This is a genomic window from Pseudomonas sp. BP01, assembly GCF_022760795.1.
GTDB classification, from domain to species: Bacteria; Pseudomonadota; Gammaproteobacteria; order Pseudomonadales; family Pseudomonadaceae; genus Aquipseudomonas; species Aquipseudomonas putida_Q.
On sequence record NZ_JAFBKA010000007.1, the window covers coordinates 88,967 to 107,714 of the forward strand.

An 18,748-nucleotide genomic window follows, 5' to 3' on the forward strand; every position below is an offset into this window, starting at 1 on the left:
AAGGGCAGTCTCTGAATCGCAGCATCGGCAGTGCAGGTTAAATCAACTAGCCTGGCATTAATGGTGTGCACGATCATTAATCGGCCGCTTCCCGGTGGCAAAAGTAATGTGGAATGCCGTCTCACCTTTCTCCGAGGCACACCATATACGTCCGTTGTGGGCTTCGACGATGGAACGGGTTATCGCAAGGCCGAGGCCGGCGTTGCTGGGCCCTCCTTCCCGTCTAGCCGGGTCGGCCCTGAAGAAACGGTCAAAGATTTGCTTGGCATGTTCTGGAGCAATGGTCGCCCCCCCATTTCGAGTAATGACGCTCACGGTGTCAGCGGTCTGCTCGATCTCCACCGAGATTGAGCTGCCTTCGGGGGTGTACCGCATGGCGTTCGAAAATATGTTGGAAAGAGCCCTGTCGATCATGAGTCTATCCCCTGAGACAACACCCTTTCCTTGAAGGGTTAACGTTATACCCCGATCCTCCGCCACCAATTGGTAGTAATCGAAGAGCTTGGCCACTAGCTTTTCGAGTTTGATATCGACTTGTTCAGGAATGATAAGGCCATTGTCGGCTTTGGCGAGGAAGAGCATGTCATCGATCATTCGAGACATTCGCTTTAGCTCCTCCAGATTCGAGTAAAGGTTCTCCTCGTACGCGACCACATCGCGTTTTTTGGTCAGCACCACCTCGGTGTGTGTCAGTAGATTACTCACCGGCGTTCTTAGCTCATGTGCTATATCGGCCGAAAAGTTGGATAGACGAATGAACGCATCTTCCAGACGTGCAAGCATCCCGTTGAAAGACAAGATCAATTCCTGAAGCTCTAGTGGCACAGGCTCCAAAGGAATGCGTTCTTGGAGTGATCTCGCCGACATGGATGTCGCAACCTTCGTTATCTGCTCGACGGGACGCAACCCACTTTTTGCTACCACCCAGCCCAATGCCGCGCTGACCAATGCGCTAATGACCAGGCCGATACCGAACCACCGTTGCAGCGTTTCAAAGAAGTGAGCATGACTAGTGACATCCAGCATCAGCATGACGGTACCGGGGGCGGGATCCCCTTGGATCTGAACGGGAGAGGTCACGCCACGGAAATTATGGGATGTCTCCTGCCACTCCCACATATTGTCCTTCCCCGCACCCTTGTATCGATCGGGGATTTTGGTGGTTTTGAGATCTGAGAACAGTACGCCACCGTCCGAGGTGAGAATCTCCGCCGTCAGATCTTGGTGCGCGCCCAGCAATGCGCGCAGCTGTTCCCGCAGCTCCTCCTGGCTCGTCCCGGGCGTTTGAATTGAAAGGATGTGCCTGGTCGATTCCAGTTTCTCGGATAGTGCCTGCTCGTCAAGCATGCGGAAGTGATGCTGGCTGAGCATGTTGACGCTTATGCCTGCGACCACCAATACCGAAATGACCGCGAACATGATCATAAGGGTCAGACGCTTGACCAGCGAAGATTGGGATAGCATCACTCCGGCGCATCCATCATGTAACCCATTCCTCGCGCGGTATGAATAAGCTTCGGAGCGAAATCGTCATCGATCTTTGCACGTAGCCGGCGAATTGCTACCTCAATCACATTCGTGTCGCTATCGAAGTTCATGTCCCAAACCTGCGAAGCAATCAAGGACTTGGGCAGCACTTCGCCGCGTCGGCGCATCAACAACTCAAGAAGAGAGAATTCTTTGGCGGTTAGATCGATTCGCTTGCCGTTCCGGGTGGCTCTGCGCTTAAGAAGGTCGACCTCAAGGTCTGCCATCTTCATGGTGGTTTGGGCTGAGGCACTGGTTCCCCGGCGTAGTAATGTTCGTACCCGAGCCAGTAATTCCGAGAAGGCGAAGGGCTTGATCAGATAGTCATCGGCGCCCAGTTCAAGGCCTTTCACTCGATCGTCCACGCCATCCCGAGCTGTCAGGAACAAGACCGGGACGTCCTTACCTGCAGCGCGAACCATCCGCAGGACTTCCCATCCGTCCAACCCCGGCATCATGACGTCGAGGATCAACAGGTCGTAGCTCTCACTCAGTGCATTTTGAAGAGCGTCGGTACCCGTGAGGACTCGGTCAACGGTGAAACCTGCCTCTGCCAGCCCCTGCTGTAAGTAGACTCCCGTTTTCGGTTCATCCTCAGCTACGAGTAATTTCATGTGGTCCAACCCCAAAGGTGTACATGCCCAGTTTGCAGCAAAAACGCCACCTAACTAGAACCTGACGCAAAAGTAATTTAGGCATCAGGCGGCTGTCAGGGAGCCCCGGCTACGGTCATTTATGACAGGCATTTCAATCGACGGTGTCTGTCGTTTAGCGGTAGCAGTGACCCTGACAACCTGATGGAGATCGTCCTGTGAAATCCCTAAAACCCATGATTCTTGCTACAGCGATGCTGCTATCGTCAGCTGCGTTTGCCGAAGGTGGAAGCGACCGTGCGCTTGAAAGAATTCAGTCACTTCGCGACAAGGCCGAGGCTGTGTTGATCAAGGCGGAGAAAGCCGACCCCAGCCAACGGCACGTTCATATGAAAGAACACATGTCTATGCTGCAGAACTTGATGAGCGAGTTGCATCAGGATCACCCTAAATCAGGCATGACAACGGATGAACATCTCACATGGATGGAGACACACGACAAGTTGGTAGACGACGTCCTTGCTCAGATGGTCCGTGAACACAAACTCATGATGACAGACAGGGAGTGCCATCCGTAATCCACTTTTCCCGGCCGTTCCCCTCTGCTCCTTGGCCTTGCGGCGCCCTCTCGGCGCCGTTTTTTTGGGTGACGAGTGGCGCCGGTCTTCCTTCATCAGCCTCTCGAAAGGCCAAGAACCTATGAGATTTCACGGACGCTAGAAGCTGACAGAACTGTAACGTCGAGCTCAGCTACCTGAAAGCGAGGGTTGGCTAATGTTGAATCCAAGCCTACCCATTGGCCCCAACCGACTACAGAGGGACTAGGAATGAACTTGATGAAAGCGCTTGTGATGATGGTCACTTTTGGTTTGGCCGGCGTTGCCTTAGCTGAAGGTGGTGCCGACCGTACTTTTGCAAGGATGGAGGCAGCTCGCCAATCGTCTATGCAGGCCTATCAAATTGCGCAGCAGAAGAAGGACACCGTTCCAGTCGCTGCTAAAGCGCACCGAGAGACCAACCACGAGAACTGCTGAGTCGAGCTTACAGAAATGTAATCACTCACGAATCTGTTATGTGGCAGCTTCAGAGTGCTCATTCCCGCCGCTGCTTGTGCTTCTGAAATCCACAAGGCTTGGGGGAGTTCTTAGGAAACGGGGTGCTGCGACGTCGCGCAGGCCTGGATATTAGCGAATTACCTGACTCACTGGACACTACGGCATGCAAAGCAAAACCACGAGACGATCCTTCGTTAAAGGCCTGGCCGCCACTGGATTACTGGGTGGATTGGGCATGTGGCGCACGCCGGTGTGGGCGGTGACCAGCCCTGGCCAAGCTAACGTGCTGACAGGGAGCGATTTTGATCTGTACATCGGTGAGCTGCCAGTCAACATTACCGGAGCTGCTCGCACGGCAATGGCAATCAACGGCTCGCTGCCCGGTCCCATTCTTCGTTGGCGCGAGGGTGACACGGTCACCCTTCGGGTACGAAACCGCTTGAAGCAGGACACCTCTATCCATTGGCACGGCATCATTCTGCCGGCGAACATGGATGGTGTGCCTGGCCTGAGCTTTCATGGCATTGCACCTGATGGCATGTATGAGTACAAGTTCAAGGTCCATCAGAACGGCACCTACTGGTACCACAGCCATTCTGGTCTCCAGGAGCAGATCGGGGTGTACGGCGCATTGGTCATCGATGCGAAGGAGCCCGAGCCGTTCACCTACGAGCGAGATTATGTCGTGCTGCTCAGCGACTGGACGGATGAGGACCCTGCCAGGGTTCTGTCCAAACTTAAGAAGCAGTCCGACTATTACAACCACCATAAGCGTACGGTAGGCGATTTCGTTAATGACGTAGGCGAGATGGGCTGGTCGGCCGCAGTGGCAGACCGGAAGATGTGGGCTGAGATGAAAATGAGCCCCACCGATTTGGCCGACGTGAGTGGCTATACCTACACCTATCTCATGAATGGCCAGGCTCCGGACGGTAACTGGACGGGCATCTTCAAGCCGGGCGAAAAGATCCGTCTGCGCTTCATCAATGCATCCGCCATGACGTACTTCGATGTGCGTATCCCTGGTTTGAAAATGACTGTAGTCGCAGCCGATGGGCAGCATGTCAAGCCGGTGAAGGTGGATGAATTCAGAATCGCAGTAGCCGAAACCTTCGATGTCATCGTCGAGCCAGACGACGCCCAGGCTTACACCATTTTTGCGCAATCCATGGATCGGACTGGTTACTCCAGAGGCACCTTGGCCGTGCGCGAAGGTCTGCAAGCTGCAGTACCAGCCGTTGATCCACGCCCTCTAATCTCGATGAGCGATATGGGCATGGATCACGGCAGTATGGGTGGGATGGACCACGGCAGCATGGCTGGCATGGACCACAGCAAGATGGCTGGGATGGGCCAGGACAGCATGGCCGGCATGGACCACAGCAAGATGGCTGGTATGGGTCAGGACAGCATGGCCGGCATGGACCACAGCAAGATGGCTGGTATGGGCCATGACAGCATGACTGGAATGGGCGGCGCCATGCAGGCTCACCCCGCTTCGGAGACTAACAATCCCTTGGTCGACATGCAGACAATGTCGCCAACAGCCAAGTTGAGCGATCCAGGCATCGGGCTGCGTAACAACGGCCGTCGTGTCCTTACCTATGCAGATCTGCGAAGCACGTTTATTGACCCCGATGGCCGCGAGCCGGGTCGAACAATCGAGCTTCACCTCACTGGGCACATGGAAAAATTCGCCTGGTCCTTTGACGGAATCAAATTTTCAGATGCCGAGCCGCTGCGTCTCAAATATGGCGAGCGGCTTCGCATCACCTTGGTTAACGACACCATGATGACGCATCCAATCCACCTCCACGGCATGTGGAGTGACCTGGAGGACGAGAACGGTAATTTCATGGTTCGAAAACACACCATCGACATGCCGCCTGGCTCTAAACGAAGTTACCGCGTAACTGCGGATGCTTTGGGTCGTTGGGCCTATCACTGCCACCTACTGCTCCACATGGAAATGGGCATGTTCCGAGAAGTCCGTGTGGACGAATGAACTGGAGATTTGAGATGAACAAACCAATGAAACGTAGCGCATTTTTCTTCTCTGCAGCCATGGTAGGGCTTCTGGCAGTTTATGCCCCGCCCTCGTGGTCCGGTGAAAACCATGACCAACATACCCAGAAGTCTGCTGATACCACTAATCCAGCGAAAACCACCCCCGAAACAAAGGGTTCGCAGGGTAAGCAATCCGAAGGCATGGATCATGGTTCCATGAAGGGTATGGATCACGGCTCCATGGAAGGAATGGACCATGGCTCGATGGAGGGCATGGATCACAGCAAGATGAAGGAATCGCAGGGCGGCGACAAAGCTAAGGCAGGGAAAGATGACCAATAGGCTGGCACGACCATCGCTCTTGGCATTGACTGTATCGCTCAGTGCACTAGGTGGGGCACCCAGTTTTGCGGCTGAAGAAATGGACCATTCGGCAATGGGCCATGGATCCATGCAAATGGATTCTGACTCTTCGCAAAAGCCAATGCCGAGTATGGATCACAGCCAGATGGGGGCGAGCAAGCAGCAGACAAAGCCTGCCCCTGTTGATCATAGCAAGATGGATCACGGCGCCATGCAGGGAGGCATGGGCACCATGGATCACAGCAAGATGGGACATGGTCAACCTAAGGTGGAGCCTACCCCCGCGGACCCCAACAAGATGGACCATGGGAGCATGGAAGGGATGGATCACGGAACCATGGATCATTCGAAGATGAACCACGGTTCCGCTGATGCACCTACTGCGGCCAGTCGGACCCCCATTCCTGTCCTGACGGATGCGGACCGCAAAGCGGCTTTCCCCCCTCTGGGCGGTCATGAGGTTCACGATAGCGGCATTCACAGCTTCTTCTTGTTAGATCAGCTGGAGTATCAGGACGCTGACGAAGGCAGCACCCTGGCTTGGGATGCCTCTGGATGGGTTGGCGGCGACATTAACCGCCTTTGGATTCGCTCCGAGGGCGAGCGAACAAATGGTGTAACCGAGGATGCCGAGCTGCAGCTCCTTTATGGCCGATCCATTGGTCCATGGTGGGATGTTGTTGCCGGAGTGCGTCAGGACTTCCAACCAGAGTCTCCCCAGACGTGGGCTGCTTTTGGCATTCAGGGTATGGCTCTGTATGCGTTCGAAGCAGAAGCCACTGCGTTCATCGGTGAGAATGGCCAGACTGCTGCACGCTTGGAAGGCGACTACGACATCCTTTTGACCAATCGCCTGATCCTGCAGCCCACCGCCGAAGCTAACTTCTATGGCAAAAATGACCCTGAGCGGGGTTTCGGTTCGGGTCTTGCCAATACTGAGGTAGGTCTGCGTCTGCGGTATGAAATCGTCCGCCAGTTCGCCCCCTACATAGGTGTCACTTGGGGCCGCTCTTACGGCAAAACTGCAGACCTGATTCAAGACGAAGGCGGGGATGTGAGTGAAGCGCGTTTCGTTGCCGGCATTCGGATGTGGTTCTGAGAACCTGACATGAAGAAAATAATTACAACGTTGCTAGCAGCAAGCGCCGTGGGCAGTGCGGCTGTCTTGGGCGCCGCCTATTTCGGTCTGTTCAACGTCGGCGCTGACGATCCTCATTTCCCGGCGGTGCATGCATTTCTCGCCATGGCCAGAGATCGCTCCATCGAAGTTCGTGCCAAGGATATTGAGGTACCGAATCTAAAGGATGAAGCCCTCATTCGTACCGGCGCCGGAAACTACAATGCCATGTGCATTGGTTGTCACCTCGCTCCAGGGGTGGATAAGACCGAACTTAGCCAAGCGCTTTACCCGTCGCCGCCCGACCTTTCCAAGATTGGTGTTAGTGCAGATCCAGCCGCTGCGTTCTGGACTATCAAGCACGGCATCAAAGCCACCGGAATGCCGGCTTGGGGCAAGAGCATGGGTGATCAGTACATCTGGGGAATTGTCGCCTTCTTGGATCAGCTCCCGCAGATGAACGCCGAGCAGTACAAAGCGTTGGTAGCAACCAGTGGCGGCCATCAGCACGGCGGTGGGGAAAGTGACATGCACAATCATGAAGGCCAGCACGATAAGGCTAACGGTGAACGTCACAGCGAGGCTGCCCCTGCAAAAGATCATCATGATAGGGCGCAGTCAGAAGCGCATCATGCGCAACCAGCCGATACCAAGCCTGAAGATGGCCATCATGGCACCCAGGACGGCGCTGAAGTTGGCAGTGACCATCACTCCGAGCCTGCTCCAAAAACACATACTCACAGTGACGGCAAGGAGCATATCCATGGCAGCTAAGAACCGATTCATCAGGTTGGCAGGCCTTGCTGCATTTCTCGCGTTACCATCAGTGAATGCAGTCGTACCAACCTCTATCGATGTGCACCGGGATGCAAACTGCGGGTGCTGTAAAAAGTGGATTGCTCACTTGGAGCAAAATGGTTTCAAGGTCGTCGACCATGTTGAAGCCGATATGAGTGCCGTGAAGCAGAAGCTAGGGGTAGCGCCGCGTCTAGCTTCCTGTCACACCGCAGTGATAAATGGAAAGTTCGTTGAAGGCCATGTACCGGCCGAGCAGATCCGACAGCTTACAGAGCGGAATGATTTGGTAGGCGTCGCCGTGCCTGGAATGCCTGCTGGTTCTCCAGGAATGGAGGTAGATGGCGTTAGTCATGCCTACAAGGTCATAGGCCTTACCACGGGTGGTGAAGATCGCGTAGTTGCAGATTATCCTGTCAAATAAACCCTGCCAGCCAACGAAAACGGCGCCCTTACAGGCGCCGTTTTCGTTGGGCGTGGGACCATCTGGATTCCTCAATTCTGGCCCCGGCAACCAGTGCCTGATGTACGGTACTCCAAGATGTTGAGCTTTCCAGATGAGTCTTCATAGTTCATCTGTGCCGGCATCACGTCGCAGGTGCCATTTTTCGAGGTCACGCTGATCACTTTTGCCACGTCGAGCTTCATCCCGTAGCGATAGTGGGTAACCTCGGGTTGGCTTTTCCCATTGGCGGCGGCATACGCCCGCATTGCTTGCTCATTTGCCTGGATCATTTTGCCATGCAGGCGGTCTGAGCCCCCCTCAGCCAGTGCCACCGAGGAAGCAGTTAGAATCAACAACGCGGCAATGCTTTTGAAAGCTTTCATGTTCATCACTCCGATCTGGTGTGATTGAATCTTAAGCGGGTAGACCTGTCGGCTAAATGATCGGGGAATTACATCTAGGTAAGCCTTCCCAACAGAAAACCGGGATCGACAGTTGATTTGGTTAGCCACCTGCACTGGCCACGCCGTGCTCTGCGTTGTGCCGTGTTGTTAGGTGAGCAGAGTTGATGCCGACTGCTGACCTAGCAGTCGGCTGCGGTGGGAGACTGGTCGGCACACTGCTATCAGGTTGTTGGTTGCACGCCTAGGGTATGGGAGGTAGCTTTCAGACCGATCGAAACTCGACCGTCAGATGACTGACTTCGTGAACCGGCTTGATACGCTCTCGAATGCTGTCGGCATTCGCAGTGGCTTTACCAACAACGCTGACGATCGCTGCATGGGCTTGTGGCCCAATCCGCCAAACGTGTAAATCCGTAATCGTGACATCCCCTGGTTTCTCAACCAGTTCGCGAATTTCATCGGCCACATGTACGTCTGTCTGATCCAGCAGTACCCCTGCAGTAACCTTCATCAAGGTCCAGGCCCAACGCGCAATAACGATCGCACCTACGATGCCCATAGCCGGGTCCAGCCACGCCCATCCCAGATACCGGCCGGCGAGCAGTGCAGCAATAGCGAGTACCGAAGTCAGTGCGTCAGCAAGGACATGGATGTATGCCGATTTCAGGTTGTTGTCGTTCCCGTGGTGGTCATGATCATGATCATGACTGTGGCCGTGACCCAGCAACAGGGCACTGACAACATTGACGACCAAACCGGCAATCGCGATGAGCGTAGCGGTACCGAACTGAACGTCCGTTGGTTGCAAGAGACGCATTACAGACTCAATGCCGATTCCCAGGGCGACCATGCCGAGAATCAAGGCAGAGGCAAACCCGCCTAAGTCCCCCACCTTTCCCGTGCCAAAACTGTAGCGCTGGCTGAAAGCGTGCCTTTTTGCGTATCCGTATGCGGACGCCGCTATGCCCAGCGCACCGGCATGGGTTGCCATGTGAAAGCCATCGGCCAATAAAGCCATCGAACCCGTGAAATAGCCTGCGGTGATCTCGCCAACCATCATTACGACGGTCAATGCCACGACCCAAAGCGTGCGTTTGGCATTTTCGTCATGCGCGGAGCCGAGGAACACGTGGTCGTGTGTGTGGTTGATGTTGGTGCTGCTCATGTGCGTATATCCGGATCCGTTCACTTGGAGTACCGGCGAATGGCTTCAAGAAGCTCTTCGACGCCTTTGCTACGCTCTTCTTCGCTCAGCGCGGGGTTAGCGACATGCTCCCGCGCGTGGTCTTCAATGATTTCTTCCATCAATCCGTTCATAGCTCCGCGGGTGGCGGCCACAAGGTGCAGCGTTTTGGCGCAATCCAAATCAGACTCCAGCGCCCGCTCAATGGCCTGGACCTGTCCGGCGATGCGTTTAACTCGTTTAAGAAGATCGTCCTTATTTGCTGCGATGTGACCCATGGAGTACCCCCTATCGTAATCTAAGCATGATAGGAGTACCCCCTATGCCTATGCAAGCTTGGCGAAAGGTCGGAGGACCGTAGCAGCGAAGCTTCCAGAGCCAAGTGCCACGCGAGCACGAGGGTCTATCATTGAGCAGCCTCGGCAGGTTGGCGACGTGTTGATGGTCTCGACTTTGGTGTAGCCGCGTGAGCGTTCCGTCCTGAGCGCTGTGAGACCCTTCGTTCGTTTCAGTCCTGACGGAGTAGTCTGGGCAGACGGTGCAGCTCCACTAATCCCGGATGGCGTAGTTATTTGATTTGTGCCGCCATGAGAGAGCGGTAAGCTCGTCTGAAACCACGTGAGGATCAGAAAATGAGCCGCGGGCCACTCACACAGAACCAATCAAGCATTGGCCTCAAGGTAGCGCTTCGAATTGTGAGCACTTGGCGCGCTACACCTGGTCAGGCATGCAAAATTCTCAGGATTTCACCTTCCACCTTTCGTAGAGCATCACGAGAAGCTACTTGCGGGTCGCGGCTTGATTTGGATCAGCAGCAAAGGATCGGCCTGGTGCTTGGCATTCATGCACAGTTACGCGTCATATTTAGCAACCCAGAGAACGTCCAGGGATTCGCAAGTCTGAGAAATTTCAATGCATTTTTTGAAGGACGCTCGCCGCTTGACGTTATGGCTCAAGGCGACATGATTTCGCTATATGAAACTTACAAACGCATTGAGCAGCTTCACTGCGGCGATGTTATGGCTGGTCAGGTAACCAGCCATATCAACAGTTAGGATCAAATCAGGCTACGAGTTGCAGCCGTGGTGCAAGCGCCATCTATTCATGGGGCATGGTGGCTAGGATCACAGCGACCTTTTCCTGCGGCAGCCCTCGGCGAGTAGTCTCTCAAGCTTGTAGAGGCGCTCTTGGACAGCTTGGGCGCGATCCCATTGAACGCAAAATCTTTTGGCCGCTGCTTTTTGCTCTACAAGGGCGAAATGACGATTGCGGTCGTAGGTGTAGCGCATCGTGACCTTGCTCGTCGATCCGTCCTCATCCGACTCCAGGAAGGTCACCTCGAAGACCATGCGTTGTGGAGCCTTTCGAGCTGAGGATCCTACATAATCGTCCTCGAAGAGGTTGTCGACGAGATCGCTGGGTTGAACGCCGCCGGTGGGTCCCGGTGGCCAAGCTCAGATCCCCGCTGGGTACCAGTCATCCATCGACGACGTGTGTAGCCTACAGCTGCAGTAAGGTATGTCTTACCCTTGCGTTCGGCATGATAACGGAGGCCATATGCTTTCGATTGACCTGCTCGGTCCTTGTTCTTCCGCTGCTCCCCGTTGCTGGAGCGGACAGTACCGTTGTTCCGTTGCGCGTCGAGGGCAGGTCCAGAGCTTGGCGGCACACGTCTTGGGTGACGAACGCATAGCTAATGAATGGCTCATGCGGCCAGCAGTTGGGCTAGGCCGCAGGAGTCCCTGTGGCCTTCTGGATGACGCTCAAGGCTATCGCCAGGTCTGCGACCATCTCATGCGGATTGAGTACGGCGTTTACTGCTAGGGTGAGTGAATTGCGATTGGTGGGGGCTGCACCTCATGTTAGCTTAAACCGCATCAGGACTGAGTTGGGTGTAGATCCTCCTTCACAGTGGATTGTGGTTTTTGGGAGGCACATTGGATACACAACTCGGTACAACAAGAGCGGTGCAGGATCTGGAAGAGTTGCTGTATCACTTTCCCTTGGCGAGTGTGATCAGGAAGCAGGTTAGCTTGGTGGAGCTAGCTCAGGAGGAACATTCTGATCACGTACGGAGGATCGGTGATCCAGGTCGACGTTTCTGGGACACAACCGCAGAGCTGCTATACGACGAGGTGGGTGTCCACCTTGGGGCGATGTTCGTGCTGCTGCAAGCGGGCATCACTGAGACCGTATCCATTGTGAATCACATCTACAATTTGCACGGCAATGAAGTAAACAAGTCGTCAATTCTTCGACTGGAAGCCACAATTAGTGCTTCTGGGCTCAGCCATCAGGAAACTGCCAGCGCGGCCGCAAACTATTTCAAGCATCGTCATGAATGGCCGCAGAACTGGGCGAACGCAAAAGCTCTGCCGAAGAAAACCATAGACCTAATTTCGAAGATAGGGATGTGTGCCAGCAACGACCTCGCAGACAACCTGTATTGTGCTGTAGGTGCGATCACCGATCGCGCGAACGCCATAGCACTGCCTACTTTGGTAGTCGAAGATTGGAGAATTAAGCTCGCAGCTCGACTTCGCGCCGATTTTCTGAGCTCTGGGACCTGACTCGATCTGAACGTCTTGGCATCAACAAGCAGGCCAATCTCGGGCAGCCAGCGCTTACTGAACGAGGTGAGGAACGAGCGTTTTCATGCTTGTGTCAAACTATGTTGTTCTACGCGAGCCCAGTTTTTCGTACTGTCTAGTCAGCTGTGTCAATCTATGTTGGCGCTACTATCTGTACCCAAAGCGCTACAGGCCTCATTTTTCAAGGGGCCTTGTGTCAATCTATGTTGTCAGCATCCACGAAAGCCCTCCACAAGGAGGGCTTTTTGCTTTCTGATGCCTAGTAAACAGCGCACCCAGACATACGATTCGGCTGCATCAACCTGGCGGCTCCGCTCAGATCTGCATCGCCATGCCGTCCACATTCATCGCTGCCTGGCGCAAGGCCTCGGAGCGGGTCGGGTGGGGGTGGCAGGTCAGGGCGATGTCTTCTGCCGAGGCCGAGAACTCCATGGCCACGCAGAACTCACCGATCATCTCGCTGACGCTTGGGCCCACCAGATGCACACCTAGCACTTCATCGGTTTGGGCATCGGCGATGACTTTGGCGAAGCCTTCGGTCTCGTGGTTGATCTTGGCGCGGCTGTTGGCGGTGAAGGGGAACTTGCCTACTTTATAAGCACGCCCTTCGGCTTTGAGCTGCTCTTCGGTCTTGCCCACGGTGGCCAGCTCCGGGCGGGTGTAGATCACGCCTGGGATGAGGTTGTAGTTGACCTCGTGGGGCTTGCCGGCAATGCGCTCGATGCAGGCTACCGCTTCGTCTTCGGCCTTGTGCGCCAGCATCGGGCCGGAAGTGACGTCACCAATCACCCACACACCGGGCACTGAAGTGCGGTGGTGTTCGTTGCCGAGCATGCCGCGTTTGTCGGTTTCCAGGCCCACGCTTTCAAGGTTCAGCCCCTTGGTATAAGGGCGGCGGCCGATAGCCACCAGCACGTAATCGGCCTGCAGCGATTCTGCGGCGCCCCCGGCAGCAGGCTCCAGTGTCAGGCTCACGCCATCGGCACTTGCAGTGGCTTGGGTCACTTTGCTGCCCAGCTTGAACACCATGCCTTGCTTGGCGAGTGCCTTTTGCAGGGTCTTGGCGGTTTCCGTGTCGGTACCCGGGCAGATGCGATCAAGGTATTCGATGACGGTGACCTGGCTGCCCAGGCGGCGCCAGACGGAACCCAGCTCAAGGCCGATCACGCCGGCACCGATGACCACCAGGTGCTTGGGCACTTGCGGCAGCGACAGTGCACCGGTCGAGTCGATGATGCGCTGGTTGTCGATGGTCACGCCCGGCAGAGGAGTGGGCTCGGAGCCGGTGGCGATGACCACGTCCTTGGCTTGCAGCGCCGTTTCGCTGCCATCTTCAGCCTTGACCACAACCTTGCCGACGCCGTCCAGGCGGCCCCAACCTTTGATCCAGTCGACCTTGTTCTTGCGGAACAGGTATTCGATTCCCTTGGTCAGGCCGGTCACGCTCTCGTCCTTCTGTTTCATCATCTGGGCGAGGTTGAGGGTGGGCTTGACTTCGATACCGAGGTGGGCGAACTCTTCACCGCTGGCGGCCTCGTACAGCTCGGATGCATGCAACAGTGCCTTGGAGGGCATGCAGCCCACGTTCAAACAAGTGCCGCCCAAGGTCGAGCGGCCTTCCACGCAGGCAACGCTCAGGCCCAGCTGGCCAGCGCGGATGGCTGCGTTGTAGCCGCCAGGGCCACCGCCGATGATCACCACGTCGTAGGATTTCATGGGTTCAACTCCAGGATGTAGAAGCGCGAGAGGGGCACAAGGTTAAGCTGAGATGCAAGAATTGTATACAATCTGCTGCGCGTATAAGACCCGTTGGTTCTAGACCTTGGTCTCGTTTAGAGGAAACATCTCACCAATGAACTACTCTGATCCGGCGACGTTCGAAATTTAAGGCGTCGTAGTCAAACACGGATAGGAGGGTTGTTCATGCTCGCGCAACTTCCACCTGCACTGCAGAGTTTGCATCTGCCGCTGCGGCTGAAATTGTGGGACGGTAACCAGTTCGATCTGGGGCCTAGCCCGCAGGTCACCATCCTGGTCAAAGAGCCACAGTTGATCAGCCAGTTGACGCACCCGAGCCTGGAGCAGTTGGGCACGGCGTTCGTCGAAGGCAAGCTGGAGCTGGAAGGCGATATCGGTGAAGCCATCCGGGTATGCGATGAGCTGAGCGAGGCGCTGTTGCCTGATCTCGAAGAGGCTTCGCCGACTCGGCTTGCCCATGACAAGCGTACTGACGCTGAAGCCATCTCCTATCACTATGATGTTTCCAACGCGTTCTACCGGCTGTGGCTGGATCAGGACATGGCCTATTCGTGCGCTTACTTTCGCGAGGCTGATAACACGCTCGATCAGGCCCAGCAGGACAAGTTCGATCACCTGTGTCGCAAGTTGCGCCTGAATGCCGGCGACTACCTGCTGGACGTTGGCTGTGGTTGGGGTGGCCTTGCGCGCTTCGCTGCACGGGAATATGACGCCAAGGTATTCGGTATCACTTTGAGTAAAGAGCAGCTCAAGCTTGGCCGGCAGAGGGTCAAGGCCGAAGGGTTGGCTGACAAAGTCGACCTGCAGATTCTCGACTACCGTGACCTGCCTCAAGACGGTCGCTTCGACAAGGTTGTCAGCGTGGGTATGTTCGAGCATGTCGGGCATGCCAACCTGGCGCTGTATTGCCAGAAATTGTTCGGCGCCGTGAGGGAAGGGGGGCTGGTGATGAACCACGGTATCACCGCCAAGCACATCGATGGCCGCCCGGTCGGGCGTGGTGCAGGTGAGTTCATCGACCGCTACGTGTTCCCCCATGGCGAGCTGCCTCACCTGTCGATGATCAGCGCCAGCATCTGTGAAGCAGGGCTGGAGGTGGTGGACGTGGAAAGCCTGCGCCTGCACTACGCCAAGACCCTGCACCACTGGAGCGAAAACCTGGAGAACCAGTTGCACAAGGCGGCGGCGCTGGTGCCGGAAAAGACCCTGCGCATCTGGCGCCTGTACCTTGCAGGTTGTGCATATGCCTTTGAGAAGGGCTGGATCAACCTGCACCAGATCTTGGCAGTGAAGCCTTATGCGGATGGCCACCACGATCTGCCTTGGACGCGCGAAGACCTGTATCGCTAAGCATGTAGATGCGGATTTTGTGGGAGCGGCCTTGTGTCGCGAAAGGGCCGCAAGGCCGCTCCCACATTCAGACTGCTTAGCTTAAAGAATCGGCGAAATCAGCCGTGCAATCCGCATCCCCAATTGCTGCAGTCGATGAGTGTCGAGGGTGTCCTCCGCGGTAATTTCCCGGGACTGTTCAAAGTCATTGATCAGCATCTTCTCCACCTGGTCGGCGAAGTTGCGGTCGACGGTGAGCAGGGTGATCTCGAAATTCAGACGGAACGAGCGGTTGTCCAGGTTGGCACTGCCGATCGCGCTGACATCATCATCCACCAGCACCACCTTCTGATGCAGGAAGCCCGGCTGATAGCGGAACATCCGCACACCCGCGCGCACCGCTTCGAAGGCAAACAGGCTGGAGGCGGCATAAACCACCCGGTGGTCTGGCCGTGACGGGATCAGCACCCGCACATCGACCCCGCGCAGCACCGCCAGGCGCAAGGCGGCGAACACTGCCTCGTCCGGGATGAAGTAGGGGCTGGTGATCCACACCCGTCGGGTAGCGGAATGGATCGCTTCGAGGAAGAACAACGAGCAGGTTTCCTGCGGGTCGGCGGGGCCGCTGGCCAAGGCCTGGCACAGCACACCGTTATCCGGGTAGGTGTCCGGCAGGATCAGCGGCGGCAGCTGGCGCGTGGCCCAGTACCAGTCCTCGGCGAACGACTCCTGCAGGCAGGCCAGCACCGGCCCGCTGATCTGCACATGGGTGTCACGCCAAGGGGAAAGCTTAGGGTGCTCACCGAGGTATTCGTCACCCACGTTGTGCCCACCGATGAAACCCAGCAGGCCATCCACTACCACGATCTTGCGATGGTTGCGGAAGTTTACCTGGAAGCGGTTGAACCAACCGCGGCGGGTGGCGAAGGCATGAATCTGTACACCACCGTCGCGCAGCTGCTGGCTGTACCTGGCTGGCAATGCATGGCTGCCCACGCGGTCATAGAGCACGAACACCTGTACCCCGTCGGCAGCCTTGCGCAGCAGCAGCTGTTGCAATGCCTTGCCCAAGGTATCGTCATGGATGATAAAGAACTGCACCAGCACCACATCCCGGGCTTTTTCGATGGCGGCGAAGATGGCATCGAACGTGGCTTTTCCATCGATCAGCAACTTCACCTGGTTGTTCGCCAGGCAGGGCATGCGCCCAAGCTTGGGCATGGCGCGCAGGGCTGCGTAGCTTTCTGATTCACGTGCGGTTAGGGCTTCTTCCACCCAAGGCCGCCAGTTGAGACTGGCCATGGCCACGTGCATTTCCTGGTTGGCCTGCCGCCTGGCCTTGATGTAGGCATAGAACGAGCGGGCGCCGAAGATCAGGTAAGGGATCAAGGTAAGGTAGGGGATGAAGACCAAAGGCATGGCCCAGGCGATGGCGCCTTGGGCGGTACGCACGGTGAAGATCGCGTGCAGTGCGGCGACGATACCCAGTAGGTGAATCAGTCCGAGTAGGTAACCAAAAAAGTAGGGGCTGTGGTAATCCATATGCATCCTGCTTGCCGAGTACACTTGAGGTAACAGAACACGTTCCCGGTCCGCCTTGCAACCCGAAGGTGGATTTGGCGTCCAAGGTTCAGCCCGGCCCGCTTGGCCGGTTTTTATCAGGAGCGATCGTCCATGAAGATTCGTCTGCCACTGTTGGCGTTGGCCCTGGCCATGAGCAGCCCGCTGGTGCATGCCCAGGTGCTGCAACCAGGTTTGTGGGAGCTGACTACCAGCAACATGCAGGTCGATGGCAAGCCGTTACCCGACATGCAGTTCATGCTCGGCCAGTTGAAAAACCTGCCGCCAGAGCAGCGCGCGATGATGGAAGGGGTGTTGGCCAAACAAGGGGTGACGGTTGGTGGTAACGGCGTGCGTTCGTGCCTGACGCCAGAGCAGGTGGCAACCAACGACATCCCGCTGCAGGACCCGAAGTCTGGCTGCACCCAAAAGATTACCGACCGTACCGGTAATGTGTGGAAGTTTCAGTTCAGCTGCCCCAAGGCACAGGGCACTGGCCAGGCCACCTTCCTCAGTGACCGGGAATTCACCACGCAGGTCAGTGGTACCTTCAACGCTTCGGGTGTGCAGCAGCAAGGCAGCATGAACACCCGTGCGGTGTGGCTGAGCAATGACTGCGGCACGGTCAAACCGCGCACCTGACGTCCCATTGCCATTGGCTGGTGGCGACGGCGTCGTGGGCATGCAGGCTTTCTGCATGTTCCACGCGCAGCTTGAAGGCCGTGCTCCATTCCATTTGCCGAAGCGCCTTGTGCAGGCGTCGGGCGGCGTCTTCGCAGAACATCAGGTTTTGCCCGTTGGCCAAGGCGAAGGCTTGCTCGTCCGCACGTTTCACCGCGGTCTGCACAGCTGTCCCCAAGCTTGTCTCAATGCAGTTGATCAGCTCGGTGATGGGTAAAACGTGCTGATTGCTGCACAGCCGTACCTGGATGTGCGCGGTACTTCGTTGGCTGTGGGGCGTCGCCACAATACCTTCGGCGCTACCAAGCCACTGCAAGACAGCGGATTTTTCGACCTGCTCCGCGCTGAAATCGCCCAGGAACTGCTGCTGAATCAGCTGCCGTGCAAGTGCAGCGGAGCATGGGCAGGTCGAGGAGTAAGGGACGGAAACAGATAGTTCCACGTGGAACATTTCATTTTCTATCCTTGCATCGACCGTTACGGCATAGCTTTTCCAGCCTGCCAATGGGCTGATCAAGGCCGGCCTTTTCAGCAGATGCTCGAAGCGGAGGCGCAAGTAGGCGGCAGAGGAAAGGCCTTCATGGCTGCTCAAGAAATCCGCCAATAGCTGCCTGATTGCCAGCACAGAGAGTGGCTGATGTTCTAACGACCCCAGGGCAAGGTAAAGCCGAGACATATGGATGCCGCGTGAGCTGCCATCCACCAGGCTTACCCCTGCGTCCACTTTGGCAGCTACGGTGCGCCCTTCGAATTGCACTGGCACGGCGATCCCGCACATGCCCACCCAGTCCAAAGGCAAGGTGTACTCCAGGGTTTGTGCTGCGATGTCGGGGAGCTTGAGCTGGGTCATCTGGCTTTCCAAACAAAAAGAGGCATTAGTGGCAACCGCCGATCAAGCTGCAATGCAGCTTAAAGCGCTGCCCACTGGAGCTGGATACGCGGTTCAGGGTGGTCCAGCCAACGCGACGGCTGTAACCCACCCAGGCTTCGCCATCGCTGGCCAGGCCGGTAAAAAAGGTCAACGTGCCATAAAGGCTGTTGGTTTGTGCCCACAGGCGCCGGCTGCTGAAGTCGTAGCCGCGCAGGTAGATCGTGCTGCCTGCGCTGCGCACGCTGTAATAACTGCCCTTACCGTCCTGGCAGGCAAGCAGTGTCGCGCTGCGTGTACACACCGCCAACATGCTGCTCTTCGGCATGGCGAACAGCGAAGTGGGCATGGTGAGCAACAGCAACACCATGGCGCGTGGCAGATTCATTTTTCATCCCCGGTGAATACTCGTCCGTCGAGAACGGCTTGGCGAAATTGTATTGTTACTTTATAACATTGTGCAATGCATCGT

The 18,748-nt window shown here is 56.3% G+C and carries 22 protein-coding genes; 12 read left to right on the plus strand and 10 right to left on the minus strand.

Annotated elements, in window-relative coordinates; all coding sequences use genetic code 11:
- Positions 1-57 precede the first annotated feature (57 nt).
- Both JOY50_RS08585 and JOY50_RS08590 read right to left on the minus strand, forming a co-directional pair.
- Positions 58-1,464: a heavy metal sensor histidine kinase gene (locus JOY50_RS08585; RefSeq protein ID WP_243055124.1), complete on the minus strand. Its 1,407-nt coding sequence runs from the start codon at positions 1,462-1,464 to the stop codon at positions 58-60.
- On the minus strand, positions 1,464-2,141 hold the full coding sequence (locus JOY50_RS08590) for a heavy metal response regulator transcription factor (RefSeq protein ID WP_243055093.1): 678 nt from the start codon (positions 2,139-2,141) through the stop codon (positions 1,464-1,466). The genes JOY50_RS08585 and JOY50_RS08590 overlap by 1 nt, the downstream gene beginning before the upstream one ends.
- 197 nt (positions 2,142-2,338) lie before the next feature.
- Between JOY50_RS08590 and JOY50_RS08595 the strand changes: the two genes are divergently transcribed.
- The 7 genes from JOY50_RS08595 (at position 2,339) to JOY50_RS08625 (ending at position 7,881) form a co-directional block, all read left to right on the plus strand.
- Complete coding sequence (locus JOY50_RS08595; RefSeq protein WP_243055094.1) at positions 2,339-2,698, plus strand: co-regulatory protein PtrA N-terminal domain-containing protein; 360 nt, start codon at positions 2,339-2,341, stop codon at positions 2,696-2,698.
- A 249-nt stretch (positions 2,699-2,947) separates the two neighbouring features.
- Positions 2,948-3,154, plus strand: a complete 207-nt coding sequence (locus JOY50_RS08600; protein ID WP_243055095.1) for a co-regulatory protein PtrA N-terminal domain-containing protein — start codon at positions 2,948-2,950, stop codon at positions 3,152-3,154.
- Between the two features lie 184 nt (positions 3,155-3,338).
- Positions 3,339-5,180 (plus strand): copper resistance system multicopper oxidase, encoded by a 1,842-nt coding sequence (locus JOY50_RS08605; RefSeq protein ID WP_243055096.1) that lies wholly within the window; start codon positions 3,339-3,341, stop codon positions 5,178-5,180.
- A 14-nt stretch (positions 5,181-5,194) separates the two neighbouring features.
- Positions 5,195-5,524, plus strand: a complete 330-nt coding sequence (locus JOY50_RS08610) for a hypothetical protein (RefSeq protein WP_243055097.1) — start codon at positions 5,195-5,197, stop codon at positions 5,522-5,524.
- On the plus strand, positions 5,514-6,644 hold the full coding sequence (locus JOY50_RS08615) for a copper resistance protein B (protein ID WP_243055098.1): 1,131 nt from the start codon (positions 5,514-5,516) through the stop codon (positions 6,642-6,644). The genes JOY50_RS08610 and JOY50_RS08615 overlap by 11 nt, the downstream gene beginning before the upstream one ends.
- Before the next feature lie 9 nt (positions 6,645-6,653).
- Positions 6,654-7,436: a cytochrome c gene (locus JOY50_RS08620; RefSeq protein ID WP_243055099.1), complete on the plus strand. Its 783-nt coding sequence runs from the start codon at positions 6,654-6,656 to the stop codon at positions 7,434-7,436.
- Positions 7,426-7,881, plus strand: coding sequence for a DUF411 domain-containing protein (locus JOY50_RS08625; RefSeq protein WP_243055100.1), 456 nt, complete (start codon positions 7,426-7,428; stop codon positions 7,879-7,881). The genes JOY50_RS08620 and JOY50_RS08625 overlap by 11 nt, the downstream gene beginning before the upstream one ends.
- Before the next feature lie 71 nt (positions 7,882-7,952).
- On the opposite strand, the gene JOY50_RS08630 is transcribed toward JOY50_RS08625, so the two are convergent.
- The 3 genes from JOY50_RS08630 to JOY50_RS08640 form a co-directional block, all read right to left on the minus strand.
- Positions 7,953-8,285 (minus strand): DUF2790 domain-containing protein, encoded by a 333-nt coding sequence (locus JOY50_RS08630; RefSeq protein ID WP_243055101.1) that lies wholly within the window; start codon positions 8,283-8,285, stop codon positions 7,953-7,955.
- 283 nt (positions 8,286-8,568) lie between these two features.
- A complete protein-coding gene (gene dmeF / locus JOY50_RS08635) occupies positions 8,569-9,471 on the minus strand; it encodes a CDF family Co(II)/Ni(II) efflux transporter DmeF (RefSeq protein ID WP_243055102.1) in 903 nt (300 codons plus the stop codon).
- A gap of 20 nt (positions 9,472-9,491) precedes the next feature.
- The gene (locus JOY50_RS08640; RefSeq protein ID WP_243055103.1) at positions 9,492-9,767 is read right to left on the minus strand and encodes a metal/formaldehyde-sensitive transcriptional repressor; all 276 of its coding nucleotides are present in this window, start codon (positions 9,765-9,767) and stop codon (positions 9,492-9,494) included.
- A 354-nt stretch (positions 9,768-10,121) separates the two neighbouring features.
- Between JOY50_RS08640 and JOY50_RS08645 the strand changes: the two genes are divergently transcribed.
- Entirely contained in the window at positions 10,122-10,544 is a 423-nt protein-coding gene (locus tag JOY50_RS08645) for an antitoxin Xre-like helix-turn-helix domain-containing protein (protein WP_243055104.1), read from the plus strand.
- A gap of 69 nt (positions 10,545-10,613) precedes the next feature.
- Here JOY50_RS08645 and JOY50_RS08650 read toward each other — a convergent pair whose 3' ends face one another.
- A complete protein-coding gene (locus JOY50_RS08650) occupies positions 10,614-10,838 on the minus strand; it encodes a hypothetical protein (protein WP_243055105.1) in 225 nt (74 codons plus the stop codon).
- Positions 10,839-11,046: 208 nt separating this feature from the next.
- On the opposite strand from JOY50_RS08650, the gene JOY50_RS29240 reads away from it, so the two are divergent.
- Complete coding sequence (locus JOY50_RS29240; protein ID WP_405045975.1) at positions 11,047-11,313, plus strand: antitoxin Xre/MbcA/ParS toxin-binding domain-containing protein; 267 nt, start codon at positions 11,047-11,049, stop codon at positions 11,311-11,313.
- Positions 11,314-11,426: 113 nt separating this feature from the next.
- Entirely contained in the window at positions 11,427-12,059 is a 633-nt protein-coding gene (locus JOY50_RS08655) for a hypothetical protein (protein WP_243055106.1), read from the plus strand.
- A gap of 336 nt (positions 12,060-12,395) precedes the next feature.
- On the opposite strand, the gene lpdA is transcribed toward JOY50_RS08655, so the two are convergent.
- On the minus strand, positions 12,396-13,796 hold the full coding sequence (lpdA, locus tag JOY50_RS08660) for a dihydrolipoyl dehydrogenase (protein ID WP_243055107.1): 1,401 nt from the start codon (positions 13,794-13,796) through the stop codon (positions 12,396-12,398).
- Positions 13,797-14,003: 207 nt separating this feature from the next.
- Here lpdA and cfaB point away from each other — a divergent pair, with 207 nt between their 5' ends.
- Complete coding sequence (gene cfaB, locus JOY50_RS08665) at positions 14,004-15,188, plus strand: C17 cyclopropane fatty acid synthase CfaB (RefSeq protein ID WP_019470271.1); 1,185 nt, start codon at positions 14,004-14,006, stop codon at positions 15,186-15,188.
- Between the two features lie 81 nt (positions 15,189-15,269).
- Here the strand turns inward: cfaB and cls are convergent, their stop codons facing one another.
- Entirely contained in the window at positions 15,270-16,709 is a 1,440-nt protein-coding gene (gene cls, locus JOY50_RS08670; protein ID WP_243055108.1) for a cardiolipin synthase, read from the minus strand.
- Positions 16,710-16,841: 132 nt separating this feature from the next.
- On the opposite strand from cls, the gene JOY50_RS08675 reads away from it, so the two are divergent.
- On the plus strand, positions 16,842-17,369 hold the full coding sequence (locus JOY50_RS08675; protein ID WP_019470269.1) for a DUF3617 domain-containing protein: 528 nt from the start codon (positions 16,842-16,844) through the stop codon (positions 17,367-17,369).
- Here JOY50_RS08675 and folE2 read toward each other — a convergent pair.
- On the minus strand, positions 17,353-18,258 hold the full coding sequence (gene folE2, locus JOY50_RS08680) for a GTP cyclohydrolase FolE2 (RefSeq protein ID WP_243055109.1): 906 nt from the start codon (positions 18,256-18,258) through the stop codon (positions 17,353-17,355). The genes JOY50_RS08675 and folE2 overlap by 17 nt on opposite strands.
- A gap of 25 nt (positions 18,259-18,283) precedes the next feature.
- A complete protein-coding gene (locus JOY50_RS08685; RefSeq protein ID WP_243055110.1) occupies positions 18,284-18,664 on the minus strand; it encodes a glutamine synthetase in 381 nt (126 codons plus the stop codon).
- Between the last annotated feature and the right edge of the window lie 84 nt (positions 18,665-18,748).

Coding starts and splice junctions, on each gene's coding strand:
- JOY50_RS08585 (WP_243055124.1), bottom strand. CDS start 1,464: ATGCTATCCCAATCTTCGCTGGTCAAGCGTCTGACCCTTATGATCATG.
- JOY50_RS08590 (WP_243055093.1), bottom strand. CDS start 2,141: ATGAAATTACTCGTAGCTGAGGATGAACCGAAAACGGGAGTCTACTTA.
- JOY50_RS08600 (WP_243055095.1), top strand. CDS start 2,948: ATGAACTTGATGAAAGCGCTTGTGATGATGGTCACTTTTGGTTTGGCC.
- JOY50_RS08605 (WP_243055096.1), top strand. CDS start 3,339: ATGCAAAGCAAAACCACGAGACGATCCTTCGTTAAAGGCCTGGCCGCC.
- JOY50_RS08610 (WP_243055097.1), top strand. CDS start 5,195: ATGAACAAACCAATGAAACGTAGCGCATTTTTCTTCTCTGCAGCCATG.
- JOY50_RS08615 (WP_243055098.1), top strand. CDS start 5,514: ATGACCAATAGGCTGGCACGACCATCGCTCTTGGCATTGACTGTATCG.
- JOY50_RS08620 (WP_243055099.1), top strand. CDS start 6,654: ATGAAGAAAATAATTACAACGTTGCTAGCAGCAAGCGCCGTGGGCAGT.
- JOY50_RS08625 (WP_243055100.1), top strand. CDS start 7,426: ATGGCAGCTAAGAACCGATTCATCAGGTTGGCAGGCCTTGCTGCATTT.
- JOY50_RS08630 (WP_243055101.1), bottom strand. CDS start 8,285: ATGAAAGCTTTCAAAAGCATTGCCGCGTTGTTGATTCTAACTGCTTCC.
- dmeF (WP_243055102.1), bottom strand. CDS start 9,471: ATGAGCAGCACCAACATCAACCACACACACGACCACGTGTTCCTCGGC.
- JOY50_RS08640 (WP_243055103.1), bottom strand. CDS start 9,767: ATGGGTCACATCGCAGCAAATAAGGACGATCTTCTTAAACGAGTTAAA.
- JOY50_RS08645 (WP_243055104.1), top strand. CDS start 10,122: ATGAGCCGCGGGCCACTCACACAGAACCAATCAAGCATTGGCCTCAAG.
- JOY50_RS08650 (WP_243055105.1), bottom strand. CDS start 10,838: ATGGTCTTCGAGGTGACCTTCCTGGAGTCGGATGAGGACGGATCGACG.
- JOY50_RS29240 (WP_405045975.1), top strand. CDS start 11,047: ATGCTTTCGATTGACCTGCTCGGTCCTTGTTCTTCCGCTGCTCCCCGT.
- lpdA (WP_243055107.1), bottom strand. CDS start 13,796: ATGAAATCCTACGACGTGGTGATCATCGGCGGTGGCCCTGGCGGCTAC.
- cfaB (WP_019470271.1), top strand. CDS start 14,004: ATGCTCGCGCAACTTCCACCTGCACTGCAGAGTTTGCATCTGCCGCTG.
- cls (WP_243055108.1), bottom strand. CDS start 16,709: ATGGATTACCACAGCCCCTACTTTTTTGGTTACCTACTCGGACTGATT.
- JOY50_RS08675 (WP_019470269.1), top strand. CDS start 16,842: ATGAAGATTCGTCTGCCACTGTTGGCGTTGGCCCTGGCCATGAGCAGC.
- folE2 (WP_243055109.1), bottom strand. CDS start 18,258: ATGACCCAGCTCAAGCTCCCCGACATCGCAGCACAAACCCTGGAGTAC.
- JOY50_RS08685 (WP_243055110.1), bottom strand. CDS start 18,664: ATGAATCTGCCACGCGCCATGGTGTTGCTGTTGCTCACCATGCCCACT.